Origin of the sequence: Kaistia hirudinis, assembly GCF_014196455.1 — a bacterium.
Taxonomy (GTDB): domain Bacteria; phylum Pseudomonadota; class Alphaproteobacteria; order Rhizobiales; family Kaistiaceae; genus Kaistia; species Kaistia hirudinis.
Genome location: NZ_JACIDS010000004.1, coordinates 253,680 through 276,447 on the forward strand (window position 1 = coordinate 253,680; position 22,768 = coordinate 276,447).

The 22,768-nt window shown below is 65.8% G+C and carries 18 protein-coding genes; 10 read left to right on the forward strand and 8 right to left on the reverse strand.

Annotated elements, in window-relative coordinates:
* Positions 1 to 355 precede the first annotated feature (355 nt).
* From GGR25_RS15945 to GGR25_RS15960, 4 genes are all read left to right on the forward strand, one after another.
* Positions 356 to 1,378, forward strand: coding sequence for a substrate-binding domain-containing protein (locus GGR25_RS15945; protein WP_183399824.1), 1,023 nt, complete (start codon positions 356 to 358; stop codon positions 1,376 to 1,378).
* A 160-nt stretch (positions 1,379 to 1,538) separates the two neighbouring features.
* Entirely contained in the window at positions 1,539 to 2,474 is a 936-nt protein-coding gene (locus GGR25_RS15950) for a 2-dehydro-3-deoxygalactonokinase (RefSeq protein ID WP_183399825.1), read from the forward strand.
* A 71-nt stretch (positions 2,475 to 2,545) separates the two neighbouring features.
* Positions 2,546 to 3,169: a 2-dehydro-3-deoxy-6-phosphogalactonate aldolase gene (locus GGR25_RS15955; RefSeq protein ID WP_183399826.1), complete on the forward strand. Its 624-nt coding sequence runs from the start codon at positions 2,546 to 2,548 to the stop codon at positions 3,167 to 3,169.
* A 125-nt stretch (positions 3,170 to 3,294) separates the two neighbouring features.
* Positions 3,295 to 3,501: a hypothetical protein gene (locus GGR25_RS15960; RefSeq protein ID WP_183399827.1), complete on the forward strand. Its 207-nt coding sequence runs from the start codon at positions 3,295 to 3,297 to the stop codon at positions 3,499 to 3,501.
* Between the two features lie 6 nt (positions 3,502 to 3,507).
* On the opposite strand, the gene urtE is transcribed toward GGR25_RS15960, so the two are convergent.
* The 5 genes from urtE to urtA all read right to left on the reverse strand — a co-directional run bounded on the left by urtE (position 3,508) and on the right by urtA (position 9,417).
* On the reverse strand, positions 3,508 to 4,203 hold the full coding sequence (urtE, locus tag GGR25_RS15965; protein WP_183399828.1) for an urea ABC transporter ATP-binding subunit UrtE: 696 nt from the start codon (positions 4,201 to 4,203) through the stop codon (positions 3,508 to 3,510).
* 3 nt (positions 4,204 to 4,206) lie between these two features.
* Positions 4,207 to 4,977 (reverse strand): urea ABC transporter ATP-binding protein UrtD, encoded by a 771-nt coding sequence (gene urtD / locus GGR25_RS15970; protein WP_183399829.1) that lies wholly within the window; start codon positions 4,975 to 4,977, stop codon positions 4,207 to 4,209.
* The gene (gene urtC, locus GGR25_RS15975) at positions 4,974 to 6,134 is read right to left on the reverse strand and encodes an urea ABC transporter permease subunit UrtC (protein WP_183399830.1); all 1,161 of its coding nucleotides are present in this window, start codon (positions 6,132 to 6,134) and stop codon (positions 4,974 to 4,976) included. The genes urtD and urtC overlap by 4 nt, the downstream gene beginning before the upstream one ends.
* A 235-nt stretch (positions 6,135 to 6,369) precedes the next feature.
* Positions 6,370 to 7,989: an urea ABC transporter permease subunit UrtB gene (gene urtB / locus GGR25_RS15980; protein ID WP_183399831.1), complete on the reverse strand. Its 1,620-nt coding sequence runs from the start codon at positions 7,987 to 7,989 to the stop codon at positions 6,370 to 6,372.
* 132 nt (positions 7,990 to 8,121) lie between these two features.
* Positions 8,122 to 9,417 (reverse strand): urea ABC transporter substrate-binding protein, encoded by a 1,296-nt coding sequence (gene urtA, locus GGR25_RS15985; protein WP_183399832.1) that lies wholly within the window; start codon positions 9,415 to 9,417, stop codon positions 8,122 to 8,124.
* 285 nt (positions 9,418 to 9,702) lie between these two features.
* On the opposite strand from urtA, the gene GGR25_RS15990 reads away from it, so the two are divergent.
* The gene (locus GGR25_RS15990) at positions 9,703 to 13,125 is read left to right on the forward strand and encodes an ATP-binding protein (protein WP_183400326.1); all 3,423 of its coding nucleotides are present in this window, start codon (positions 9,703 to 9,705) and stop codon (positions 13,123 to 13,125) included.
* Positions 13,118 to 14,041 carry a response regulator transcription factor gene (locus GGR25_RS15995; RefSeq protein ID WP_183399833.1) on the forward strand — a complete coding sequence of 308 codons (924 nt, stop codon included), beginning with the start codon at positions 13,118 to 13,120 and terminating at the stop codon, positions 14,039 to 14,041. The genes GGR25_RS15990 and GGR25_RS15995 overlap by 8 nt, the downstream gene beginning before the upstream one ends.
* A gap of 54 nt (positions 14,042 to 14,095) precedes the next feature.
* On the opposite strand, the gene GGR25_RS16000 is transcribed toward GGR25_RS15995, so the two are convergent.
* The 3 genes from GGR25_RS16000 to GGR25_RS16010 all read right to left on the reverse strand — a co-directional run bounded on the left by GGR25_RS16000 (position 14,096) and on the right by GGR25_RS16010 (position 18,417).
* Positions 14,096 to 15,370 carry an NAD(P)/FAD-dependent oxidoreductase gene (locus GGR25_RS16000; RefSeq protein WP_183399834.1) on the reverse strand — a complete coding sequence of 425 codons (1,275 nt, stop codon included), beginning with the start codon at positions 15,368 to 15,370 and terminating at the stop codon, positions 14,096 to 14,098.
* Positions 15,371 to 15,548: 178 nt separating this feature from the next.
* Positions 15,549 to 16,937 (reverse strand): aminotransferase, encoded by a 1,389-nt coding sequence (locus tag GGR25_RS16005; RefSeq protein ID WP_183399835.1) that lies wholly within the window; start codon positions 16,935 to 16,937, stop codon positions 15,549 to 15,551.
* Positions 16,938 to 17,016: 79 nt separating this feature from the next.
* A complete protein-coding gene (locus tag GGR25_RS16010; RefSeq protein ID WP_343068090.1) occupies positions 17,017 to 18,417 on the reverse strand; it encodes a glutamine synthetase family protein in 1,401 nt (466 codons plus the stop codon).
* Between the two features lie 200 nt (positions 18,418 to 18,617).
* Here GGR25_RS16010 and GGR25_RS16015 point away from each other — a divergent pair, with 200 nt between their 5' ends.
* From GGR25_RS16015 to GGR25_RS16030, 4 genes are all read left to right on the forward strand, one after another.
* Entirely contained in the window at positions 18,618 to 19,697 is a 1,080-nt protein-coding gene (locus tag GGR25_RS16015) for a polyamine ABC transporter substrate-binding protein (RefSeq protein WP_183399836.1), read from the forward strand.
* A 72-nt stretch (positions 19,698 to 19,769) separates the two neighbouring features.
* Entirely contained in the window at positions 19,770 to 20,921 is a 1,152-nt protein-coding gene (locus GGR25_RS16020; protein WP_210299985.1) for an ABC transporter ATP-binding protein, read from the forward strand.
* A 49-nt stretch (positions 20,922 to 20,970) separates the two neighbouring features.
* Positions 20,971 to 21,900, forward strand: coding sequence for an ABC transporter permease subunit (locus GGR25_RS16025; RefSeq protein ID WP_183399837.1), 930 nt, complete (start codon positions 20,971 to 20,973; stop codon positions 21,898 to 21,900).
* A 10-nt stretch (positions 21,901 to 21,910) separates the two neighbouring features.
* Positions 21,911 to 22,732, forward strand: a complete 822-nt coding sequence (locus GGR25_RS16030; protein ID WP_183399838.1) for an ABC transporter permease — start codon at positions 21,911 to 21,913, stop codon at positions 22,730 to 22,732.
* Positions 22,733 to 22,768 lie beyond the last annotated feature (36 nt).

Sequence of the window (22,768 nt, forward strand, 5' to 3'; positions counted from 1 at the left end):
GCAGCCGTCACGGACGCCCTCGGGCCATGACAGCATCGGCACCCCTCGCCCCAAAACGCCCTTCGGACTCGCATCGGAGCCAAGTCTTCAAAGCGCTTTGAGGTGGGACATGACCAGTTGGGCAGGCCGGTGTCAAGCCTTGCACGCGAACGCTCATCGCTGCGTCGCAACAAATTCGGACCCTAAATAATACGATAAATCAGTGCATTGCATTGAAGTTCCGTCGGAATCAATTGTGCTGGCTCCGTTGTGCAGCGCAGAAGTACGCGCCGTCCAACCGGGCGTCGGCCAAAGGCACTTGTCAGCCTCTTTGAAAGCGCTTTGAATGGATTTAATTCGGGAGGAACAGAGCTCAATGAAGCTCAAGGAGCTAGCGTCGCACCTGCGGCTTTCGCAGACAACCGTCAGCCGCGCGCTGAACGGTTATCCGGAGGTCAATGAGGAGACCCGCCGCCGTGTGCTGGAGGCCGCGCGTCGGCACGGCTATGAGCCGAATGCGAGCGCGCGCCGTCTGGCGACCGGCAGGGCAGGGGCGATCGGCATCGTCATGCCGACCGATCGCCACATGCTGCTCGATCCGCATTATATCGAATTCCAGGCGGGCCTCGGCGAGACGCTGCTCGGCGAGGAGATCGACATCGTTCTGACGCCGAGCGGCCCGGACCAGGACGAGGCGACCTACCGGCGGATCGCGGTCGACGGGCGCGTCGATGCGGTCGTGCTGGCGAGCCCGCTCATCGAGGACGAGCGCATCCCGCTTCTGACGAACCTGCGGCTGCCCTTCATCCTGCATGGCCGCACGGAGGCGCCCGTCGACCACGCCTGGCTCGACATCGACAACGAGGGGGCGTTCCAGCACGCGACCAAGCATCTGCTCGATCTCGGCCATCGCCGGATCGGCCTGATCAATGGTGATCTGCGCTACACCTTCGCCCGCGACCGGGAGAACGGGTTCCGGGCCGCGCTCGCCGCGCGGGGGCTCGTCGCCGACGAGCGGCTGCTGGCGAGCGGTCCGATGACCGACGAGATCGGCTATCGCATCACCGCGCGCTTCCTGGCGGAGCGCCCGCGGCCGACCGCGCTCCTGGTCTCGTCGATGATGATGTCGCTTGGCGCCTTCCGCGCGATCCGTGCGGCCGGGCTGGAACTGGGCCGCGACGTTTCGATGATCGCGCATGACGACGTGTTTCCGTTCCTCAATCCCGACGTCATGGTGCCGACCATGTCGACGACGCGTTCCTCGATTCGCGCCGCCGGCAAGCGGGTGGGCGAACTGATGCTGGAACTGCTGCGCGGCCGCGCTCCGGGAACGATCCACGAATTATGGCCGGTCGAACTCGTCATTCGCGGCTCGACCGGACCGGTGCCGCGCGCGTGACGACGAAGCCGATTGACGCCCCGCGGCCTTTGCGCTGACATCGCCTGCGTTACCGACCGGCGGCGTTGCGCGGCAATGGAGGCTCCCGATCCGGTCCGCGGTCTGCCGAGGAGGACGGGCAGATGCACGCGTCCAACCGTCCCGCTGGAGTTGAACTTCGATGACCGCAGACCCATTCGAGACCGCCGCCCTGATCGCGGTCGACTGGGGCACCTCGCGTTGCCGTGCGATGCTGCTCGACCGCACGGGTGCGATCCTGGCCGAGGCCGAGAGCGGCGACGGCATCGCCGCGCTGGGCGGCCAAGGCCATGAGGAGGCGTTCGACCGCGTCGTCGCCGGCTGGCCGGACCGCCCGGCGATCATGGCCGGCATGATCGGCAGCCGCCAGGGCTGGCGCGAGGCGGCCTATGTCACGGTGCCGACCTCGCTCGATGCGCTCACCGCCGGCCTGCTGCGGTTCGAGACGAGCGAGCATCGCCCGCTCGCCATCGTGCCCGGCCTCGTGCTGCGCTCCGAAGCGCGCGACGGCGACGTCATTCGCGGCGAGGAGACGCAGCTTGTGGGGCTGATGGAGAAGGAGCCGGATTTCGAGGGGCTGGCGATCCTGCCCGGCACCCATTCGAAATGGGCGGCGGTGCGCGCCGGCGAGATCACGTCCTTCCAGACCTTCATGACCGGCGAGATGTTCGAACTGCTCGCCAAGAAGTCGTTCCTGCGCCATTCCGTCTCCGAATCGGCCGATGATCTCGCTTCCTCGCCCGATTTCGAACTCGCGGTGCGCCGCAGCGTCGAGGCGGAACTGCCCTTCCTCGCCGCGGTGTTCTCCGTGCGGGTGCGCCAGCTTCTGAACGGCGTGTCCGGCGACGACAATCTCGCCTATCTCTCGGGCCTCGTGATCGGCGGCGAGATTGCGGCGGCGCGCAAGATTGGCCTCCGCAAGGCCGGCGAGGCGGTGCGCATCATCGGCTCGCGCTCACTGGCGCGCGCCTATCTGAAGGCGTTCCACATTCTCGGCGAGGATGCCGAGACGCTGGACGGGACCGATCTCGTCCGTGCCGGCCTCGTCAAGCTCGCCCGCGCCAACGGCATGCTGTAGACCCTGCTTCGGCCGCGGTGTTCGTCGCGGCCGATCTCCTTTCGCCCCGAAGTCGCTGCCGAGGTTCGCCGATGTCCCATCCCCTGTTCGCCGGTCACCGGCCGCTCGTCGCCATTCTGCGCGGGGTCAAGCCCGACGAGGTCGAGGCCATCTTCGAGGTGCTGGTCGCCGCGGGCATCACGCTGATCGAGGTGCCGCTCAATTCGCCCGATCCGTTCAATTCGATCGGCCGGCTGGCGCGGATCTCGGCCGGCCGCGCGCTGGTCGGCGCCGGAACCGTGCTGACGGCGCAGGAGGTCGATGCGGTCAAGGATGTCGGCGGACAGATCGTGGTGTCGCCGAACGCCAATGCGGCGGTGATCCGCCGGACCAAGGAACTGCGGCTGCTGTCGTTCCCCGGCGTGTTCACGCCGAGCGAGGCGTTCGCCGCGATCGACGCCGGCGCGGACGCGCTGAAATTCTTTCCCGCCGAGCTGATCGGCTCCGCCGGCATCCGCGCCATCAAGGCGGTGCTGCCGCCCGCGCTCCCCGTCCTGGCCGTCGGCGGCGCCGGCGCGTCCAATTTCGGCGAGTTCCTGAAGGCCGGCTGCGCGGGCTTCGGCATCGGCTCCAGCCTGTACAAGATCGGCTTCGACGCTGCCGAAGTGAGCCGCCGCGCCGTGGAGATCGTAACCGCCTTCGACGCCGCAGCATAAGCGGCCCGGCGTCTATTGCCTTGCAGCATCAAGCGATTGTGAACCGCCCGCGTCGGGCGTGTCTTACAATTGTCTCATCCCGTCGTAATCTTGCGTTCATGTGCGAACCCAAAGGGAGGTCCGTCATGAACGACGCCGATACCTGCCTGCGCAGGGATTCTTCGCTGAACGAATTGCTGCACGAGCCGATCATTGCGATGCTGATGTCGAGCGACGGTGTGCGCTCGGACGAAATTCGCGCGCTGTTCCGCACCGCGGCGGAGAAAGATCTGGCGCGCGCCCGCCGCGACGGGCGCAGCATCGAGCGGTTCGAGCGCTGCTTCACCCCGTGAGGCGACTCAAACGGTGAGGTGAGCGCGTACCGATTCGGAGCCCATTTCGGCCTGGGTGCCGGAAGCGACGATTTCGCCGCGATCCATCACGGCGAAGGTGTCGGCCAGTTCGTGCGCGAAATCGAAATATTGCTCGACCAGCAGGATCGCCATCGTTCCCTGCTCGCGCAGCCATTTGATGGCGCGGCCGATATCCTTGATGATCGAGGGCTGGATGCCCTCGGTCGGCTCGTCGAGCACGAGGAGGCGCGGGCGCGTCACCAGCGCCCGGCCGATCGCCAGTTGCTGCTGCTGGCCGCCCGAAAGGTCGCCGCCGCGCCGCCCGAGCATGTCCTTCAGCACCGGAAACAGGTCGAAGACATAATCGGGGATGTAGCGGTCCTTCCGCGCGATCGGCGCGTAGCCGGTCTCGAGATTCTCCTTCACCGTCAGCAGCGGGAAGATCTCGCGCCCCTGCGGCACATAGGCGATGCCGGATTTGGCCCGGTCATAGGAGGGTGAGCGCCCGAGCGGCTTGCCCTCCCAGATGATCTCGCCGCCGGCGATCGGCTTCTGCCCGACAATGGCGCGCAGCAGACTCGTTTTGCCGACGCCGTTGCGGCCCATGAGGCAGGTCACCTTGCCCGTCTCGGCCTTGATCGAGACGCCGCGCAGCGCCTGGGCGGCGCCGTAATAGAGATCGACGTTCTTCGCTTCGAGCATGGCTCAGCGCCCCAGATAGACTTCGATGACGGTCGGATCGGCGGAGACGTGATCGAGCGTGCCTTCGGAGAGCACGGAGCCCTGGTGCAGCACGGTCACCTTGACGTCCAGCTCGCGCACGAAATGCATGTCGTGCTCGACCACGACGACGGACTTGGTCTTGGCAATCTCGCGCAGCAGCGCCGCCGTCTCCATCGTCTCGGCATCGGTCATGCCGGCGACCGGCTCGTCGACGAGGAGGAGTTGCGGCTCCTGCGCGAGCAGCATGCCGATCTCCAGCCATTGCTTCTGGCCATGCGAGAGATTGGCGGCGAGCCAGTCCTTCTTGTCGGTCAGGCGGATGGTGGCGAGGATCTCCTCGATGCGGGCGATTTCCTTTGCGCTCGTCCGATGGAACAGCGTCGCGAAGGGCTTGCGCACGCCGGCGAGCGCGAGGTCGATATTGTTCCAGACCGTGTGGCTCTCGAACACGGTCGGTTTCTGGAACTTGCGGCCGATTCCGAGCGAGGCGATCGAGGCCTCGTCCATGCGCGTCAGATCGGTCGTGCCGGCGAAATAGACGTCGCCTTCGTCCGGCTTGGTCTTGCCGGTGATGACGTCCATCATCGTCGTCTTGCCGGCGCCGTTCGGACCGATGATGGCGCGCATCTCGCCCGGCTCGATCACCAGCGACAGGGCGTTCAGCGCCTTGAACCCGTCGAAGGAAACCGAGACGCCGTCGAGATAGAGCAGCGAGTTCTTCGCCTTCTCGTGGCTCTTTTCCGGTGCGCTCATGCTCCTTCCTCCGCAGCCTGACTGGCCTCGATCGGCGACAGCGCCCCCGGCGCCTTGGTTTCGTCCGGCTTCTTGCGGGCCCGCGCCATCAGCGTGCCGACCACGCCCTTGGGCAGGAACAGCGTGACGGCGATGAACAGGCCGCCGAGGACGAAGAGCCAGTATTCGGCAAGCACGCCGCTCGTGAACCAGGTCTTGCCGAAGTTCACGAGCAGCGCGCCGACGATCGGGCCGATCAGTGTGCCGCGCCCCCCGACGGCGACCCAGATGACCGCCTCGATCGAATTGGCGGGGGCGAATTCGCCCGGATTGATGATGCCGATCTGCGGCACGTAGAGCGATCCGGCGACGCCGGCCATCATGGCGGAGAGCACGAAGACGAACAGCTTGTAGCCCTCGACGCGGTAGCCGATGAAGCGGGTGCGGCTCTCGGCGTCGCGGACCGCGATCAGCACCTTGCCGAACTTCGACGCGATGACGGCGCGGCAGATCAGGAAGCCGAGCGCGAGCGCGAAGGCCGAGGCGAAGAACAGCACGCCGCGCGTTTCCGGCGCCTGGATGTTGAAGCCGAGAATGTCCTTGAAGTCGGTCAGGCCGTTATTGCCGCCGAAACCCATGTCGTTGCGGAAGAAGGCGAGCAGCAGCGCATAGGTCATCGCCTGGGTGATGATCGAGAGATAGACGCCGGTGACGCGCGAGCGGAAGGCGAACCAGCCGAAGACGAAGGCGAGCAGCCCCGGCACCAGCAGCACCATGATGGCAGCGAACCAGAACATGTCGAAGCCGTGCCAGAACCAGGGCAGCTTGGTCCAGTTCAGGAAGACCATGAAATCGGGCAGGATCGGATTGGCATAGACGCCGCGCGTTCCGATCTGGCGCATCAGATACATGCCCATGGCGTAGCCGCCGAGCGCGAAGAAGGCGGCGTGGCCGAGCGAGAGGATGCCGCAATAGCCCCAGACGAGATCCACGGAGAGGGCGAGCAGCGCGTAGCACAGATATTTGCCGACCAGCGCGACGACATAGGTCGGCACATGGAGCGGGAAGGACGGGTCGGTCAGGCTGAGGAGCGGCAGCGCGATGCCGATGCCGAGGAGCACGGCCAGCACCGCCCAGGTCTTGCCGTCGAGCGCGCGGAAGAAGAAGGCGGTGATCATGACGTCGCCTTTTGCTGCAATGTTTCGTCGGCTCTTTTGCCGTGACAGTGCGCTGCCCCGGTGGCCCCCCTCCCGGCCTCCCCCACAAGGGGGGAGGAGAAGGAAGAGCATGCGGCATCGATGACGTGCGAGGCCCACCCTCTCCCCCCTTGTGGGGGAGAGCCGGAGAGGGGGGCCGACATGCGTGACGCCGGCTGATCAACGAGACGCATCGCCCGGGCGATCATGATCATGCTCAGGCCTCCACCGAGCGGCCCTTCAAGGCGAACAGGCCTCGCGGACGCTTCTGGATGAACAGGATGATGAAGACGAGCACCAGGATCTTGGCGAGCACCGCGCCGGCATAGGGCTCGAGGAACTTGTTGGCGATGCCGAGCGTGAAGGCGCCGACCAGCGTGCCCCAGAGATTGCCGACGCCGCCGAACACCACGACCATGAAGCTGTCGATGATGTAGCTCTGGCCGAGATTCGGGCTGACATTGTCGATCTGGCTGAGCGCCACGCCGGCAATGCCCGCAATGCCGGAGCCGAGGCCGAAAGTCAGCGCGTCGACCAGCGGCGTGCGGATGCCCATGGAAGAGGCCATCGGCCGGTTGGCGGTCACGGCGCGGGTCTGCAGGCCGAAGGGCGTGCGCTTCAGCACCAGCATGAGCACCGCGAAAACGCCGAGCGCGAAGACCACGATCCACATGCGGTTATAGGTGATCGCGATATTGCCGAGGTCGAAGGCGCCGGACATCCAGGAAGGGTTGCCGACCTCGCGGTTGTTGGGGCCGAAATAGGTGCGCACCGCCTGCTGCAGGATCAGCGAGATGCCCCAAGTGGCGAGCAGCGTCTCGAGCGGGCGGCCATAGAGGAAGCGGATGACCGAGCGCTCGATCAGCACGCCGACCGCGCCGGAGACGAGGAAGGCGAGCGGCAGCGCGATGGCGAGCGACCAGTCGAACAGCTCGGGATAGGAATTGCGGATGATCTCCTGCACGACGAAGGTCGTGTAGGCGCCGAGCATGACCATCTCGCCATGCGCCATGTTGATGATGCCCATCACGCCGAAGGTGATGGCGAGGCCGATGGCGGCGAGCAGCAGCACCGAGCCGAGCGAGACGCCGTACCAGATGTTCTGGACGCCTTCCCAGAGCTTGAGCTGGCCCTGGATCGAGGCGACGGCATCGGCGGCGGCGCTCTTCACGGCGCCATCCGGTCCGCTCGCGGTCGAGGCGAGCATGGCGAGCGCGTCCTGGTCGGCCCGCGTCGACAGCACCGCGATGGCGGCGATCTTGTCGGCGTCGCCCATGTCGGATTTCAGCACCGCGGCGGCGCGCGCCTCGGTCATGATCTTCTTGACGCCCGGATCGGTTTCCTTGGCGATCGCCTGGTCGAGCAGGGGAATCTGCGCCGGGTCGCCGCTCCTGAACACGTCGGCGGCGGCCGAGCGGCGCTGCGCGGGATCGGCGCTCATCAGCGTCAGCGATCCCGTGGCGGAGCGGACGAGGCCGCGGATCTTGTTGTTGACCTTGATCTTGGTGACGCCGCTGCGCCCGGCCTCGCCGAGCGCTGCGCCGGTCACCGGGTCGGTGAGCGTGAAGCCGCTGCCGGATTTCGTTGCCTTGACGACGGCGTTGTCGGACTTGCGCACATAGAGATCGCCATTGGAGAGCGCGTCGAGGACGGGCGCGACCTGCGGATCGCCGGTCGCGGCGAGATCGCCGATCGCCTTTTCGAGCGCGGCATAGTCGCCCTGGCCGAGCGCATTCACCTGCGCCGTCAGGTCGGCGCCGAAGGCCGGGCGGAGCACGCCGAACAGTGTCAGCGCGATGATGGCGAGAGCTGCAAGCCGGGAAGGGAACGGGCGCATGGTCGGCGGTACCAGTTCGTCTTAAGGAGAATTGATCGGCCGGACCGGACTTCTCGTCCGGGAGAAACGGGGGCGGCTCGCCGCCCCCGTCGGTTCAGAGAGGGTCCAAGCAGGATCCGTGCCGGGCTTCGATCAGGAGCCGCCGCACTTTCCGGTCTTGACGTTGAAGTTGCCGCAGGACATCGGGGCGCGCCAATCGGAGATCAGGTCCTTCGAGTCCGGCAGGTAGTCCGACCACTCGTCGCCGACCACGAGGCCAGGGGTCTGCCAGACGACGTCGAGCTGGCCGTTGTCCTGGATCTCGCCGATATAGACCGGCTTGGTGATGTGGTGGTTCGGCATGATGGTCGAGAAGCCGCCGGTCAGGTTCGGCACCGAGACGCCGATCAGCGCGTCGATGACGGCGTCGGGCTGCGTCGTGCCGGCCTTCTCGACAGCGGCGACCCAGGCGTTGAAGCCGATATAGGTGGCTTCCATCGGGTCATTGGTGGTGCGCTTGTCGTTCTTGATGAACGCATGCCACTTCTTGATGAAGTCCTCGTTCTCCGGCGTGTCGATCGACTGGAAATAGTTCCAGGCGGCGAGATGGCCGACGAGCGGGGCGGTGTCGATGCCGGCGAGCTCTTCCTCACCCACCGAGAAGGCCACGACCGGGATGTCCTCGGCCTTGATGCCCTGGTTGCCGAGCTCCTTGTAGAAGGGAACGTTGGCGTCGCCATTGACGGTCGAGACGACGGCGGTCTTCTTGCCGGCCGAACCGAACTTCTTGATGGCGGCGACTTCGGTCTGCCAGTCGGAGAAGCCGAACGGCGTGTAGTTGATCATGATGTCCTCTTCGGCGACGCCCTTCGACTTCAGGTACGCCTCGAGGATCTTGTTGGTCGTGCGCGGATAGACGTAGTCGGTGCCTTCGAGCACCCAGCGCTTCACGGCGCCGCCTTCCTCGCTCATCAGATAGTCGACGGCCGGGATCGCCTGCTGGTTCGGCGCGGCGCCGGTATAGAACACGTTGCGCTCGCTCTCCTCGCCCTCGTACTGGACGGGGTAGAAGAGGATCGAGTTCAGCTCCTTGAAGACCGGCAGGACGGACTTGCGGGACACCGAGGTCCAGCAGCCGAACACCACCGAGACCTTGTCCTGGCTGATCAGCTCGCGCGCCTTCTCGGCGAAGAGCGGCCAGTTGGACGCGGGGTCGACCACGACGGCCTCGAGCTTCTTGCCGAGAACGCCGCCCTTCTTGTTCTGCTCGTCGATCAGGAAGAGCACCGTATCCTTCAGCGTCGTCTCCGAGATCGCCATCGTGCCCGAGAGCGAGTGCAGAATGCCGACCTTGATCGTATCGTCCGCGGCAAAGGCGCTCGTCGCGCCGACGGCGATCGTCGCCGCCGTCGCAAGGGCGCCGATTGTCCGGCTCACCTTGTTCAACATGCTTGAATTCCCCCTGTTGCTTCACGCCGGCCGGCGGGACCGGATGCGGCGATCGTCCATCGTTGAGAGGCTCGAAACGACACGGACGGCTCCCTGGAAGGACGGAACCCCGCGACGCCCGGCGCAACTCTCGGACGGTTTCCGCACTGCGGCATATACGTCGAACGACGTAGGGTGCGCCGCGGCGGTCCTTCGTGAGCGGTGCCGCCTTCCTTGCGCTGGCGCGCGGGATCGCTACTCTGGTGCCGCAATCCTAGGCAGGCTTATCGCGTGAGCAGGGGAACTTTGGCCGGGCGCCAGCGCATCCTTCCGGTGCGCCGGGAATATAACCGCTGGGTGGCCAACCAGACGCTGGAAGACTATGCGCTCCGCTTCACGGCGAAGAGCGCCCGGCGCTGGTCGTCGCCGCGCGTCGCGCAGACGGCGATCGGCGCCATCTCGTTCCTGGCGCTGGAGGCGATCGGCGGCACGATCACGCTGTCGCATGGCACGGTCAACGTCATCGCGGCGACGTTCGTCGTCGGCGTGGTGCTACTGCTCACCGGCCTGCCGATCGCGCGCTATGCCGCGCGCTATGGCGTCGACATCGATCTCCTCACCCGCGGCGCGGGCTTCGGCTATATCGGCTCGACGATCACCTCGCTGATCTACGCCACCTTCACCTTCATCCTGTTCGCCATCGAAGCCTCGATCATGACGACGGCGCTCGAAATGGCGTTCGGCGTCCCGATCTGGCTCGGCTATGTGCTGTCGGCGGCCGCGGTGATCCCGCTCGTCACGCATGGCATCACCTGGATCAGCCGGTTCCAGATCGCCACGCAGCCGCTCTGGATCATCCTCAACATCCTGCCCGTCGGCTTCATCCTGTGGCAGGACGGCGGCTCGGTCTCCGACTGGCTGAACTTCCCCGGCCTCGCGCCGGCGGCGAGCGGGTCGAGCCTCGACCTCGTCGCCTTCGGCGCGTCCTGCTCGGTCATTCTCGGGCTGATGCCGCAGATCGGGGAGCAGGTCGACATTCTCCGTTTCGTGCCGCCGGCCGGGCCGCGCGGCTGGCGCGACCGCCTCGCCATGCTGCTCGCCGGCGCGGGCTGGATCATCGTCGGCGCGCCGAAAATGCTGTTCGGCTCCTTCCTCGCGGTGCTGGCGCTGCGCCACGCCGTGCCGGCCGAGCATGCCGCCGAGCCGGCGCGCATGTATGCCGTCGCCTTCGGCTATGTGCTGCCCTGGCCCGATGCGGTGCTGTTTCTCACCGCCGCCTTCGTGGTGGTGTCGCAGCTCAAGATCAATGTGATGAACGCCTATGCGGGCTCGCTCGCCTGGTCGAACTTCTTCTCCCGCCTGACGCACAGCCATCCGGGCCGCGTCGTCTGGCTGGTGTTCAACGTCGCGATCGCGCTGCTCCTGATGGAGCTCGGCATCTATCGCGCGCTCGAACAGACGCTCGGCCTGTTCTCGGTCGTCGCCGTCGCCTGGCTCGGCACAATCGTCGCCGACCTCGCCATCAACAAGCCGCTCGGCCTCTCGCCGCCGGGCATCGAGTTCAAGCGCGCCCATCTCTACGACATCAACCCGGTCGGCGTCGGCTCCATGGGCATCGCGGCCGCGATCTCGCTCATTGCCGCCGTCGGTCTCCTCGGCGAGACGGCGAAGGCGCTGGCGCCCTTCATCGCGCTCGGCCTCGCGCTCGTCGTCGCCCCGGCGATCGCCTGGGCGACCGGCGGGCGCTACTACCTCGCCCGCAAGCCGCGCGCCCACTGGATGGAGCGGACCGAGATCCAGTGCACGGTCTGCGAGCATTTCTTCGAGCCGGAGGACAGCGCCTATTGCCCGGCCTATTCCGGGCCGATCTGCTCGCTCTGCTGCTCGCTCGATGCGCGCTGCCACGACCTCTGCAAGCCGCACGCAAGGCTGCAGGTGCAGGTCGGCGAGGCCGTGTCGGCCGTGCTGCCGAAGCGGCTGGCGGTGAAGATCAGCCCGCGTATCATCCAGTATTTCGGTATCCTGACGCTGTTCATGGGCGTCATCAGCATCGTGCTGCTGCTGATCCACGTCCAGGCGACCTCCTATGGCGGGGCGCATAGCGCCATCATCGGCCAGACGCTCTGGGCCGCGTTCTTCATCCTGTTGATCGTCTCCGGCATCGCGTCGTGGTTCCTCGTGCTGGCCAATGAGAGCCGCCACGTCGCGCAGGAGGAATCGGCCCGCCAGACGACGCTGCTGCTCAAGGAGATCAGCGCGCATCAGAGGACCGATGCCGAGCTGCAGCGCGCCAAGGAGGCGGCCGAGGCGGCGAACCTCGCCAAGAGCCGCTACCTCGTCGGCCTCTCGCACGAGCTGCGCACGCCGCTTAACGCCGTGTTCGGTTATGCGCAGATCCTGGAGCGCGACGAGGCGATCCCGCGCGCGCGGCGGGGCAATATCTCGGTCATCCGCCGTAGCGCCGAGCATCTCTCCGGCCTGATCGACGGGCTGCTGGAAATCTCGCGCATCGAGGCCGGGCGGTTGCGGCTGCAGCGCGACGAGGTGCGGCTCGACGATTTCCTCGACCAGATCGTCGACATGTTCCGTTTCCAGGCCGAGGCGAAGGGGCTCGCCTTCCGCTTCGAGCGGCCGGAGCGGCTGCCCGAGGTCGTTGCGACCGACGAGAAGCGGCTGCGCCAGATCCTCGTCAACCTCTTGTCGAACGCGATCAAATTCACCGAGAGCGGCGTCGTCACGCTGCGGATCGCCTATCGCAGCCAGATCGCGACCATCACGGTCGACGATACCGGGCCGGGCATCTCCGTGGAGGATCTCGATCGCATCTTCGAGCCGTTCGAGCGTGGCACCAGCGCCGCCGCCAAGATGACGCCCGGCACCGGGCTCGGCCTCACCATCACCAAGATGCTGGCCCAACTCATGGGGGGCGACCTGACCGTCACCAGCGAGGTCGGAATCGGCAGCCGCTTCAATGTCCGTGTGATGCTCGCCGCCATCGACCGGCCGACGCCGTCGCCGGCCCTGCCGAAGCGGATCTTCGGCTATGAGGGGCCGCGCCGGACGATCCTCGTCGTCGACGACGACGAAGATCACCGCGATCTCGTGCGGCAGATGCTGGAACCGCTCGGCTTCATCGTGCTCGCCATGCCGGATGGCCCGTCGAGCCTCGCGCTCGCCGCCGACATCCGGCCGGACCTGTTTCTGCTCGACATCTCCATGCCCGGCATGACGGGTTGGGAGCTCGCGGTGCGGCTGCGGGAGGCCGGGCACAGCGCGCCGATCCTGATGGTATCGGCCAATATCGGCGAGATGCAGCCCGAGCGGGCGGAGGATGCGGTCCATGACGGGGCGCTGCCGAAGCCCTTCGACATGCGCCAGCTGCTCGACCGCATCAAGGCGCTGCTGCGCCTCGAATGGACCGACGAGGCCGCGGCGCCCCCCAAGGTCGAGGCGGAGGCCGATGCGATCCGCAGTCCGGGGGCGGACCATGTGCGTCAGCTTCTCGATCTCGGCGCGATCGGCTATGTCCGGGGCATCGAAGCCAAGCTCGCGGAGCTCGACGGCGTGGCCGGCAACCAGGCCTTCGTCGCCATGCTGCGCGGCCATGTGCGCAGCTTCGATTTCGGCGGCTATACCGCCGCGCTGGAGCAGTTGATTTCGGAACCCACGGACGCCGGGCGCATGAACGCCGATACGACTGACAGGGAAGCGACGCACGCCAATGGCTGAGGTTTCGCGCGCCCGCGACATCGTCCTCGTGGTGGACGATTCGCCCGAGACGCTGAGCTTTCTGACCGATGCGCTGGAGCATTCGGGCGCCACCGTGCTCGTCGCGACCGAAGGCGCGCGTGCGCTGGCCCTCGTCGAGCGCATCACGCCCGACATCATCCTGATGGACGCGGTCATGCCGGGCATGGACGGTTTCGAGACCTGCCGGCGGCTCAAGGCCAATGCCGGGCTTTCCCATGTGCCGATCATCTTCATGACCGGTCTCTCCGAGACCGAGCACATTCTGGAGGGCCTCGAAGCCGGGGGCGTCGACTATGTGACGAAGCCGATCGTGCTCGACGTGCTGCTCGCCCGGATCCGCGTCCATCTCGCCAATGCCCGCACCGCGCAGAGCGCGCGCATGGCGCTCGATACGGCCGGACGCTATCTGCTCGCCGCCAATCGGGCCGGCGCGATCCTTTGGTGCACGCCGCAGGCGGCAAAGCTGCTGGAGGCGGCGCTGCCCAACGAGGGCGGCACGATCCACCTGCCGGAGGCGGTGCGCGTGTGGCTCAAGGTTTCCGCCGGCCAGCGCGGCGCTGTCTCGCCGCCGACGCCGATCACCGTCGAGGGCGGCCGTCAGCTGCAGCTCTCCTTCCTCGGCAGGACGGGCGAGGACGAGTTCCTCTTCCGCCTGACGGCCGATGACGAGAGCGGCCACGAGGCGGCGCTTCGCCGCCAGTTCGCGGTCACGCAGCGCGAGGCGGAGGTGCTCCTGTGGATCGCGCGCGGCAAATCCAACCGCGACATCGGCGAAATCCTCGGCCTCTCGCCCCGCACGGTGAACAAGCACCTGGAAACGATCTACCAGAAGCTCGGTGTCGAAAACCGGGCCTCGGCGGCCATCGTGGCGCTCTCGGCGATCGGGGAGCGATAGGGAGGCGGCGGCGTTAGCGGCGCCGTCTGCGCTTCAATCAGGGCATGAAGCGCTCTAGAGCCTGTCCCTGAGCGCATACCAGCTCATGCCGGCCACCAGCGCCGGCCAGCGCAGCAGCTTGCCGCCGGGGAAGCGGGGGCAGGGGAGGGCGGCGAAGGCGTCGAGGCGGCCGGGATCGCCGAGGATGGCGTCGGCAATGATCTTGCCGCCATAGGGGGCGAGCGCCACGCCCTGGCCCGAATAGCCCGACGCGGCATAGACGCCGGTTCTGAGGCGGCGAAGGAAGGGCAGCCGCTTGACGGTGACGGCGAGCGTGCCGCCCCAGGCATGGTCGATGCGGACATCGCGGAGGCCCGGATAGATCTTCAGGAGATGTCGGCGCACGAAGGCGGTGATGTCGGCCGGGTCGCGCCGCGAATAGGTCTCGCCGCCGCCGAAGAGGATGCGGCCGTCGCCCGTGGGGCGCCAGTAATAGACCACGAAGCGCGAATCCGAGACCGCCTCGCCGCCGGGAATGAGGCCGCCGGGCTGGCCGGCGCCGATCGGCGCCGTGGTCAGGATGTAGTTCTTGATCGGCATGGCGCGGGTCTCGGTCTCCGCGTCGATGCCGTCGAGCAGGCCGTTGCCGGCGAGCACGACGATATCGGCCCGGATGCGGCCGCGCGCCGTCTCGATCGTCGGCGTCGCGCCATCCACGAGACGGATCGCCGGTGTGTGCTCATGCAGGCGGGCGCCGGCCTTGGCGGCGGCGCGGGCGAGTCCCTGCGCGAATTTCAGCGGATGCAGATGCCCCGCTGTGCGATCGAGCCGGCCGCCGAAATAGTCCTTGGTGCCGATCATCGCGGCGAGGCGGTCGGGCTCGACCCATTCGGCGTGCGGATAGCCATATTCGGTGTTGAGCTTGTCGACATAGTGCCGTTCCTCGTCGACGAGACGGGGCTTATGCACGGCCTCGATCAGCCCCGGCCGCCATTCGGCGTCGATGCCGTGCCTGTCGATCAGCGTGTGGACGAGCGCCTTCGCCTCCTCGGCGAGGGTGAACAACTCATGCGCGGCCGGGCGCCCCAACTGGCGTTCGAGCCAGTCCTGATCGCGGCGCTGGCCGGTATGGAGCTGGCCGCCATTGCGACCCGAAGCGCCCCAGCCGATCGCCTTCGCTTCGATCAGCACGGTGTCGATTCCGGCCTCGGCCAGATGCAGCGCGGCGGAAAGGCCTGTGAAGCCGCCGCCGATGATCGCCACATGCGCGGTCGTATCGCCGTCGAGCGGAGGAAAGGCGAGCGCGCGATCCGCCGTCGCCTCGTACCAGGAGGGCGGCCGGTCGGTCATGCTGCGACGTCGATAACGGTTGTGGCGCGCCCTCTCCCCCCTTGTGGGGGAGAGCTGGAGAGGGGGGCGCTTGCCGGACGACGGAACTGTCCTGCGACGATTTCCCGGTGTCGAGAGGGGCCCCCCTCCCTAGCCCTCCCCAAGGGGGGAGGGGACAGGACGGAGCCACGCCCCCCCATCACGCGACCAGTCCCAGCCGCTTCACCTCGGCGAGCGTGTCGTCGAGCGTCTTCTTCGCCGTCGCCGCCAGAATGTCCGCTTCCTCATGGGTCAGCGTCAGCGGCGGCGCGAGGATCAGGGAGTCGCGCACCGCGCGCATCACGAGGCCGTTGCGGAACGAGAAATCGCGCGCGATCGTGCCGACCTTGCCGGTATCGGGGAAGGCATGCGCCCGCGATGGCTTGTTCGGCACCAGTTCGAGCGCGCCCATCAGGCCGGTCATGCGCGCCTCGCCGACGAGGGGATGATCGCCGAGCGCCAGCCAGAGCTTCTGCAGATACGGCCCGATATCGTCCCGGACCCGATCGACGAGCTTTTCTTCCTCGATGATGCGGAGGTTTTCGAGCGCCGCGGCGGCCGTGAGCGGATGGGCGGAATAGGTGAAGCCGTGGTGGAATTCGCCGCCCGGCCCGATCAGCACGTCGGCGACCTTGTCCGAGACCATGACGCCGCCGATCGGCAGATAGCCGGAGGAGAGCCCCTTGGCGATTGGCATCAGGTCGGCTTCGATGCCGAAGGTCTGCGACCCGAACCAGTTGCCGGTGCGGCCGAAGCCGGTGATGACCTCGTCGGCGACGAGCAGGATCTCGCGGCCCCTCAGGATGCGCGCGATCTCCGGCCAATAGCTGGCGGGCGGGATGATCACGCCGCCGGCACCCTGGATCGGCTCGGCGACGAAGGCTGCGATGTTCTCCTCGCCGAGTTCCTCGATCGCTGTTTCCAGTTCCCGCGCCGCCTGGATGCCGAATTCCTCGGGCGTCGCCTCGCCGCCTTCGCCGAACCAATAGGGCTGGGCGATGTGGTGGATGCCGGGGATCGGCAGCCCGCCCTGCGAATGGATCGGCGCCATGCCGCCGAGGCTGCCGCCGCCCATGGTCGAGCCGTGATAGGCGTTCTTGCGGGCGATCAGCACGGTCTTCTTCGGCTTGCCGAGGGTCGCCCAATAATGCCGCACCATCCGGATGACGGTGTCGTTGGCCTCGGAGCCTGAGCCGCAGAAGAAGACATGGTTGAACTGCGGCGGAGAAAGACGGGCCAGCGCCTCCGCGAGGGCGACCGCCGGCGGGTGGGTCGTCTTGAAGAAGGTGTTATAATACGAGATCTCGGCCATCTGCCGCTGGATCGCCGCGGCGATCTCCGGCCGGCCATGCCCGATATTGACGCACCACAGACCCGACATGCCATCGAGGATACGGTTACCGTCGCTGTCCCAAATCCAGGCACCCTCGCCCCGCACGATGACGCGGCTGCCCTCCGCGTTCAGGGACTTCATGTCCGAGAACGGATGGATGTGATGCGCCGCGTCGCGGGCGCGATAGTCGGCGGTGGCGTTGGAGAGAGAGGTCACTCGATCGGTCCTGATCCCGGCGCGGCGGAGGCGTTCGCCCGCAGTTTCGCCAATGGCGGCCTGCGGGCGAAATCCGGCGCTAGACGTTGAGCAGCAGGTATTCGCGCTCCCAGGGGCTGATCACCTGCATGAAGGTCTCGTATTCGGCCTGCTTGATTGCCCGATAGGTCGAGACGAAGCGCTTGCCGAAGATCTCGACGAGCTCCTCGCAGTCCTCGAACAGCGAAACCGCCTCGAGGATACTGCGTGGCAGGTCGATTTCGTCCGAATTGGCGGATCCCGTGACCGGCTCTCCCGGCTTCAGACCTTCCATCAGGCCGAGATAGCCGCAGGCGAGCGAGGCCGCGATGGCGAGATAGGGATTTGCGTCCGACGAGGGCAGCCGGTTCTCCAGCCGCCGTCCCGCCGGCGAGGAATTCGGTACCCGCAACCCGACGGTCCGGTTGTCGTAGCCCCACTGCGTATTCACCGGCGCCGAAGAAGAGCGCACGAGACGGCGGTATGAATTGACATAAGGCGCCAGCATGCACATGACGGCCGGAAGATATTTCTGCGATCCGCCGATGAAGGCAAAGAACTCCGGCGTCGGATCGCCGTCTTCATCGGAGAAGATATTGCGCCCGGTCTCGCGATCCGTCACGGATTGATGGATATGCATGGCCGAGCCCGGCTCGCGCGACATGGGCTTTGCCATGAAGGTCGCGTACATATCATGCCGGAGCGCGGCCTCGCGAATGGTGCGCTTGAACAGGAAGACCTGGTCGGCGAGGATCAGCGGATCGCCGTGCAGGAGATTGATCTCCATCTGCGCGGCGCCTTCCTCGTGGATCAGCGTGTCGATCTCCAGACCCTGCTGCTCCGAGAAATCATAAATGTCGTCAAAGAGATCGTCGAACTCGTTGATCGCCGCGATCGAATAGGACTGCCGCGCCGCCTCGGGCCGTCCCGAACGCCCGGTCGGCGGCTCGAGCTGGTAATCCGGATCGTGGTTCGGCCTGACGAGATAGAACTCGATCTCCGGCGCCACCACCGGGTTCCAGCCTTGATGGTGATAGAGCTCCACCATGCGGCGCAAAACCTGGCGCGGCGCCGTCTCGACCGGCCGACCGTCGCGGTGATAGCCGTCATGAATCAGCTGCGCGGTCGGATCGCCTTCCCAGGGCACGACGGTCAGCGTCGAGAAGTCCGGCTCGAACAGGATGTCCTGATCCGCGACGTCGCTCTGATAGTCCGCGTCGTCATCGGGATAGTCGCCCGTGATCGTCTGGGTCAGGATCGAACCCGGCATCGACATCGTCGGGCCGGCCAGGAACTTGGACACCGGCATCATCTTGCCGCGCGCCACGCCGGCCTGATCCGGCACGACGCACTCAATGTCCTCGATCCCGCGATGCTTCAGCCACTCGCGGGCTTCTTCCAGCGAAGCCACGCCACGCCTGGCATCCTCGCGCGGTTTGAGCGGCTTCTTCCGCTTGTTCACGATGCCTCCTGCGGCGTCTCTCCAATGTTCGGGAGGTGACGCCAGGCGGGTTCCGAAGTCAACTGCGCCCGCCTGTGCATAGCCTTTGTCGCAGTGCCGAAGAATCGGTTGAGCCCCGCCGCAAAGCCACATAACGTTCGAGAAAATCGGGCTGGCGGGGCTCGTCGATCGCCGCATGCGACCATCGGAGGGTGCAGGGAATGAAGAAGGTTCTTGGCGCGTTGGCCTTGAGCGCCAGCGTCTTGGCGGTTGGTTCCGCTTCCGCGGCCGACAAGGAAGTCCATATCTACAACTGGTCGAACTATATCGACGATTCCATCCTCAAGGACTTCGAGAAGGAAACCGGCATCAAGGTCGTCTACGACGTCTACGATGCCATGGAGACGCTCGAAGCCAAGATGTATGCCGGCCGCTCGGGCTACGACATCGTCGTTCCCACCGACCGCAACATGCAGCTGATGATCGAGGCCGGCGTCTTCCAGCCGCTCGACAAGTCGAAGATCCCGAATCTCCAGTACAACTGGCCGGATATCTACAAGCGTCTCGCGACCTATGATCCGGACAACAAATACGCCGTGAACTACATGTGGGGCACGACCGGTCTCGGCTACGACAAGGCCAAGATCGATGCCCGCATGCCCGACGCCCCCGTCGATTCCATGGACATGATCTTCAAGCCGGAAGTGGCGGCCAAGTTTGCTGACTGCGGCATCTACATCCTGAATTCGCCCGAAGACGTGATGCCCGCCGCAATGAACTATCTCGGCATCAATCCGGATTCCAAGAATCCGGAAGACTTCCAGAAGGCCACCGACCTGCTGACGAAGGTCCGTCCCTATATCCGCAAGTTCGATTCCTCGCTGATCAATCCGCTGGCGACGGGCGAGGCTTGCCTCGTCTTCTCCTATTCCGGGGACATCCTGCAGGCCAAGGACAGCGCCAAGGCCGGCGTTGACGTCCACTATTCGATCCCGAAGGAAGGCGCGCTGCTGTGGATGGATTCCATGGTCGTGCCGAAGGACGCGCCGAACCCCGACGCGGCGTTCGCCTTCATCAACTATATCCAGAAGCCGGAAGTGATCGCCAAGGCGACGAACTTCGTGAAATACCCCAATGGCAATCTCGAATCGCAGAAATATGTCGATCCGACGATCCTGAAGGACCCGACGATCTACCCGCTGCCCGAGACGTTCGCGCATCTCTATACGACGACGCCGAATCCCGAGGACGTTCAGGACAAGATGACCGATCTCTGGCAGAAGGTGCTTGCGGCGCAGTAAGCGGCTTGTGTTGATCGCGGCCGTCCGAACCTCAGGCTCGGACGGCTCCCTCATCCGGCGAAGGGAATGGCGATGGTGGGTCCTGCAATTGGTCCGATCCGGCGCTCCTTTGCGCCGTGGAACGATCCGGGCGTCAAGCCCTTCATCGAATTCCGTCATGTCACCAAGCGTTTCGGCGAATTCGTCGCCGTGGACGATCTGAGCCTCCAGATCTACGAGCGGGAGTTCTTCGCGCTGTTGGGTCCATCGGGCTGTGGCAAGACGACGCTGATGCGCATGCTCGGCGGTTTCGACGAGCCCACCGACGGCCAGGTCCTCCTCGATGGACAGGACCTCGGGGGCATCCCGCCCTATCGCCGTCCCACCAATATGATGTTCCAGTCCTATGCGCTGTTCCCGCATATGTCGGTGTGGGACAACATCGCATTCGGTCTCAGGCAGGACGGCACGCCGAAGGCCGAGATCAAGGCTCGCGTCGAGGAGATGCTGGCTCTCGTCAAGCTCGAGAAGTTCGCACGCCGCAAGCCGCAGCAGCTTTCGGGCGGCCAGCGGCAGCGCGTGGCGCTCGCCCGCTCGCTCGCCAAGAAACCCAAGGTGCTGCTCCTCGACGAACCGCTCGGCGCGCTCGACAAGAAGCTGCGCGAGGAGACGCAGTTCGAACTGACTGACCTGCAGATGAAGCTCGGCATGACGTTCCTGATCGTGACGCACGATCAGGAGGAGGCGATGACCGTCGCGGACCGGATCGCTGTCATGGACCAGGGCCGGATCGTCCAGGTCGCGACACCGGCCGAGATCTACGAGCAGCCGAACTCGCGCTATGTGGCCGACTTCATCGGCGACATCAACATCCTGGAGGGGCATCTGGCGCCGGCACCGCCGGGCTCCACCCGCCTGGAATGCGCCGCGACCGGCGCCAATGTCGAGGTTCGCCAGGAGACCGCCGCACCGACGGGCGGCCAGGCGTGGTTCGCGATCCGGCCGGAGAAGGTGCGCATTTCGCTCGACGCGCCGACCGATCCGTCGGTGAATGCGGTGCGCGGCGAGGTCTGGGACATCGGCTATCTCGGCGATGTGTCGATTTACCATGTGCGCCTGTCGACCGGCGCCACGCTCAAAGCGACGATCACCAACGCGACGCGCCTGGTCGAGCGGCCGATCACTTGGGAAGACAAGGTCTGGCTGACCTGGTCGCATGATGCGGGCGTCATCCTGACGAGATAGGCCACCGGCAACGACAGGCGAGGGCGGACGGGCGAGGGAACCAAACGACATGGCGGCGACGGATACGGTCTCTCCCCCGGCGAAGCGAAGCGGCATGCGCTGGCTCGTCGTCGCCATTCCCTTTGCCTGGCTGCTGATCTTCTTCCTCATTCCGTTCTTCAACGTTTTCAAGATTTCGCTCTCGACCCGCGCCAGGGCCCTGCCGCCCTACAAGCCGGTCTTCGATCTCTCGGAGGGACTCTCCGGCCTCTGGTCCCAGATCCAGCAGCTCTCGCCGGCGACCTATCTGCAGCTGGTCAGCGATTCCAAATATTGGCAGGCCTATCTTTCCAGCCTGCAGATCGCGCTCATCTCCACTGTTCTGATCTTGGTCGTCGCCTATCCGATCGCCTATGGCATGGCGCGGACGCGCGCCGAGTGGCGCGGGGCGCTGGTCATGCTGGTGATCCTGCCGTTCTGGACGTCGTTCCTGATCCGCGTCTATGCGTGGATCGGCATTCTGGGCAATGAGGGCCTGCTCAACGGCTTCCTGCTCTGGACAGGCGTGATCGATCGGCCGCTGACGATCCTGACCACCAACTGGGCGGTCTATATCGGCATCGTCTATTCCTACCTGCCCTTCATGATCCTCCCGCTCTACGCCACGCTGGAGAAGATGGACGACACCTTGCTGGAGGCCGCCGCCGATCTCGGTTGCCCGCCGATCCAGGCCTTCTGGAAGATCACCTTCCCATTGTCGCTGCCCGGCGTGATCGCGGGCTGCTTCCTGGTGTTCATCCCGATCACCGGCGAATTCGTCATCCCTGAACTGCTGGGCGGTTCCGGCACGATGATGATCGGCAAGACGCTCTGGTACGAGTTCTTCAACAACCGCAACTGGCCGCTCGCCTCGGCGGTCGCCGTGGTGCTGCTGTTGATCCTCGTCGTGCCCATCGTCCTGTTCCAGAACGTCCTGCAAGCGAACGAGGCCAAGAAGTGAGGATCGGTCGATGAGAAAGGGACAGAGCTGGTTCAACACGACCTCGGTCGCGCTCGGCTTCGCGTTCCTCTACGCGCCGATCATCATCCTGGTCATGTATTCCTTCAACGATTCGAAGCTCGTGACGGTGTGGGGTGGCTTTTCCACGCGCTGGTATTTCGAATTGCTGCAGGATCAGGCGATGCTCGATGCGGCCTGGATCACATTGCGTCTCGCCTTTGTGTCGGCGACGGTCGCCACGCTTCTCGGCACGCTTGCGGCGATCACGCTGGTGCGTTTCGGGCGTTTCCTGGGCCGTTCGGTCTTCTCGGGCATGATCTATGCCCCGCTCGTGATGCCTGATGTCATCACCGGCCTCTCCTTGCTGCTGCTGTTCGTTGCGCTCGGCGTCGACCGCGGTTTCTGGACCGTCACGCTGGCGCATGTGACGCTGACCATGTGTTTCGTTGCGATCGTCGTGCAGTCGCGCCTCGTCGCATTCGATCGCAATCTCGAGGAGGCGGCGCTCGATCTCGGCTGCCCGCCCTTCAAGACCTTCCTCGTCATCACGTTGCCGCTGATCCTGCCCGGCGTCATTGCGGGCTGGATGCTGGCCTTTACCCTGTCGCTGGACGATCTCGTCATCGCCAGCTTCACGACCGGCCCCGGGGCGACGACCTTGCCGATGAAGATCTTCAGTCAGGTGAAGTTCGGCGTGACGCCGGAGATCAATGCCATTTCCACGATCCTGATCGCGATCGTGGCGACGGGCGTGCTGATCGCCTCTCTCGTCGGCAAGCGTCGCGAGGTCGAGAGGCAGAAGGCCGAACGCCTGGCGCTCCGCGGTGGCTGATATTTATCCGGGTTATATTGAAGGACCGCCTTCGGC

Coding starts and splice junctions, on each gene's coding strand:
- GGR25_RS15945 (WP_183399824.1), top strand. CDS start 356: ATGAAGCTCAAGGAGCTAGCGTCGCACCTGCGGCTTTCGCAGACAACC.
- GGR25_RS15950 (WP_183399825.1), top strand. CDS start 1,539: ATGACCGCAGACCCATTCGAGACCGCCGCCCTGATCGCGGTCGACTGG.
- GGR25_RS15955 (WP_183399826.1), top strand. CDS start 2,546: ATGTCCCATCCCCTGTTCGCCGGTCACCGGCCGCTCGTCGCCATTCTG.
- GGR25_RS15960 (WP_183399827.1), top strand. CDS start 3,295: ATGAACGACGCCGATACCTGCCTGCGCAGGGATTCTTCGCTGAACGAA.
- urtE (WP_183399828.1), bottom strand. CDS start 4,203: ATGCTCGAAGCGAAGAACGTCGATCTCTATTACGGCGCCGCCCAGGCG.
- urtD (WP_183399829.1), bottom strand. CDS start 4,977: ATGAGCGCACCGGAAAAGAGCCACGAGAAGGCGAAGAACTCGCTGCTC.
- urtC (WP_183399830.1), bottom strand. CDS start 6,134: ATGATCACCGCCTTCTTCTTCCGCGCGCTCGACGGCAAGACCTGGGCG.
- urtB (WP_183399831.1), bottom strand. CDS start 7,989: ATGCGCCCGTTCCCTTCCCGGCTTGCAGCTCTCGCCATCATCGCGCTG.
- urtA (WP_183399832.1), bottom strand. CDS start 9,417: ATGTTGAACAAGGTGAGCCGGACAATCGGCGCCCTTGCGACGGCGGCG.
- GGR25_RS15995 (WP_183399833.1), top strand. CDS start 13,118: ATGGCTGAGGTTTCGCGCGCCCGCGACATCGTCCTCGTGGTGGACGAT.
- GGR25_RS16000 (WP_183399834.1), bottom strand. CDS start 15,370: ATGACCGACCGGCCGCCCTCCTGGTACGAGGCGACGGCGGATCGCGCG.
- GGR25_RS16015 (WP_183399836.1), top strand. CDS start 18,618: ATGAAGAAGGTTCTTGGCGCGTTGGCCTTGAGCGCCAGCGTCTTGGCG.
- GGR25_RS16020 (WP_210299985.1), top strand. CDS start 19,770: ATGGTGGGTCCTGCAATTGGTCCGATCCGGCGCTCCTTTGCGCCGTGG.
- GGR25_RS16025 (WP_183399837.1), top strand. CDS start 20,971: ATGGCGGCGACGGATACGGTCTCTCCCCCGGCGAAGCGAAGCGGCATG.
- GGR25_RS16030 (WP_183399838.1), top strand. CDS start 21,911: ATGAGAAAGGGACAGAGCTGGTTCAACACGACCTCGGTCGCGCTCGGC.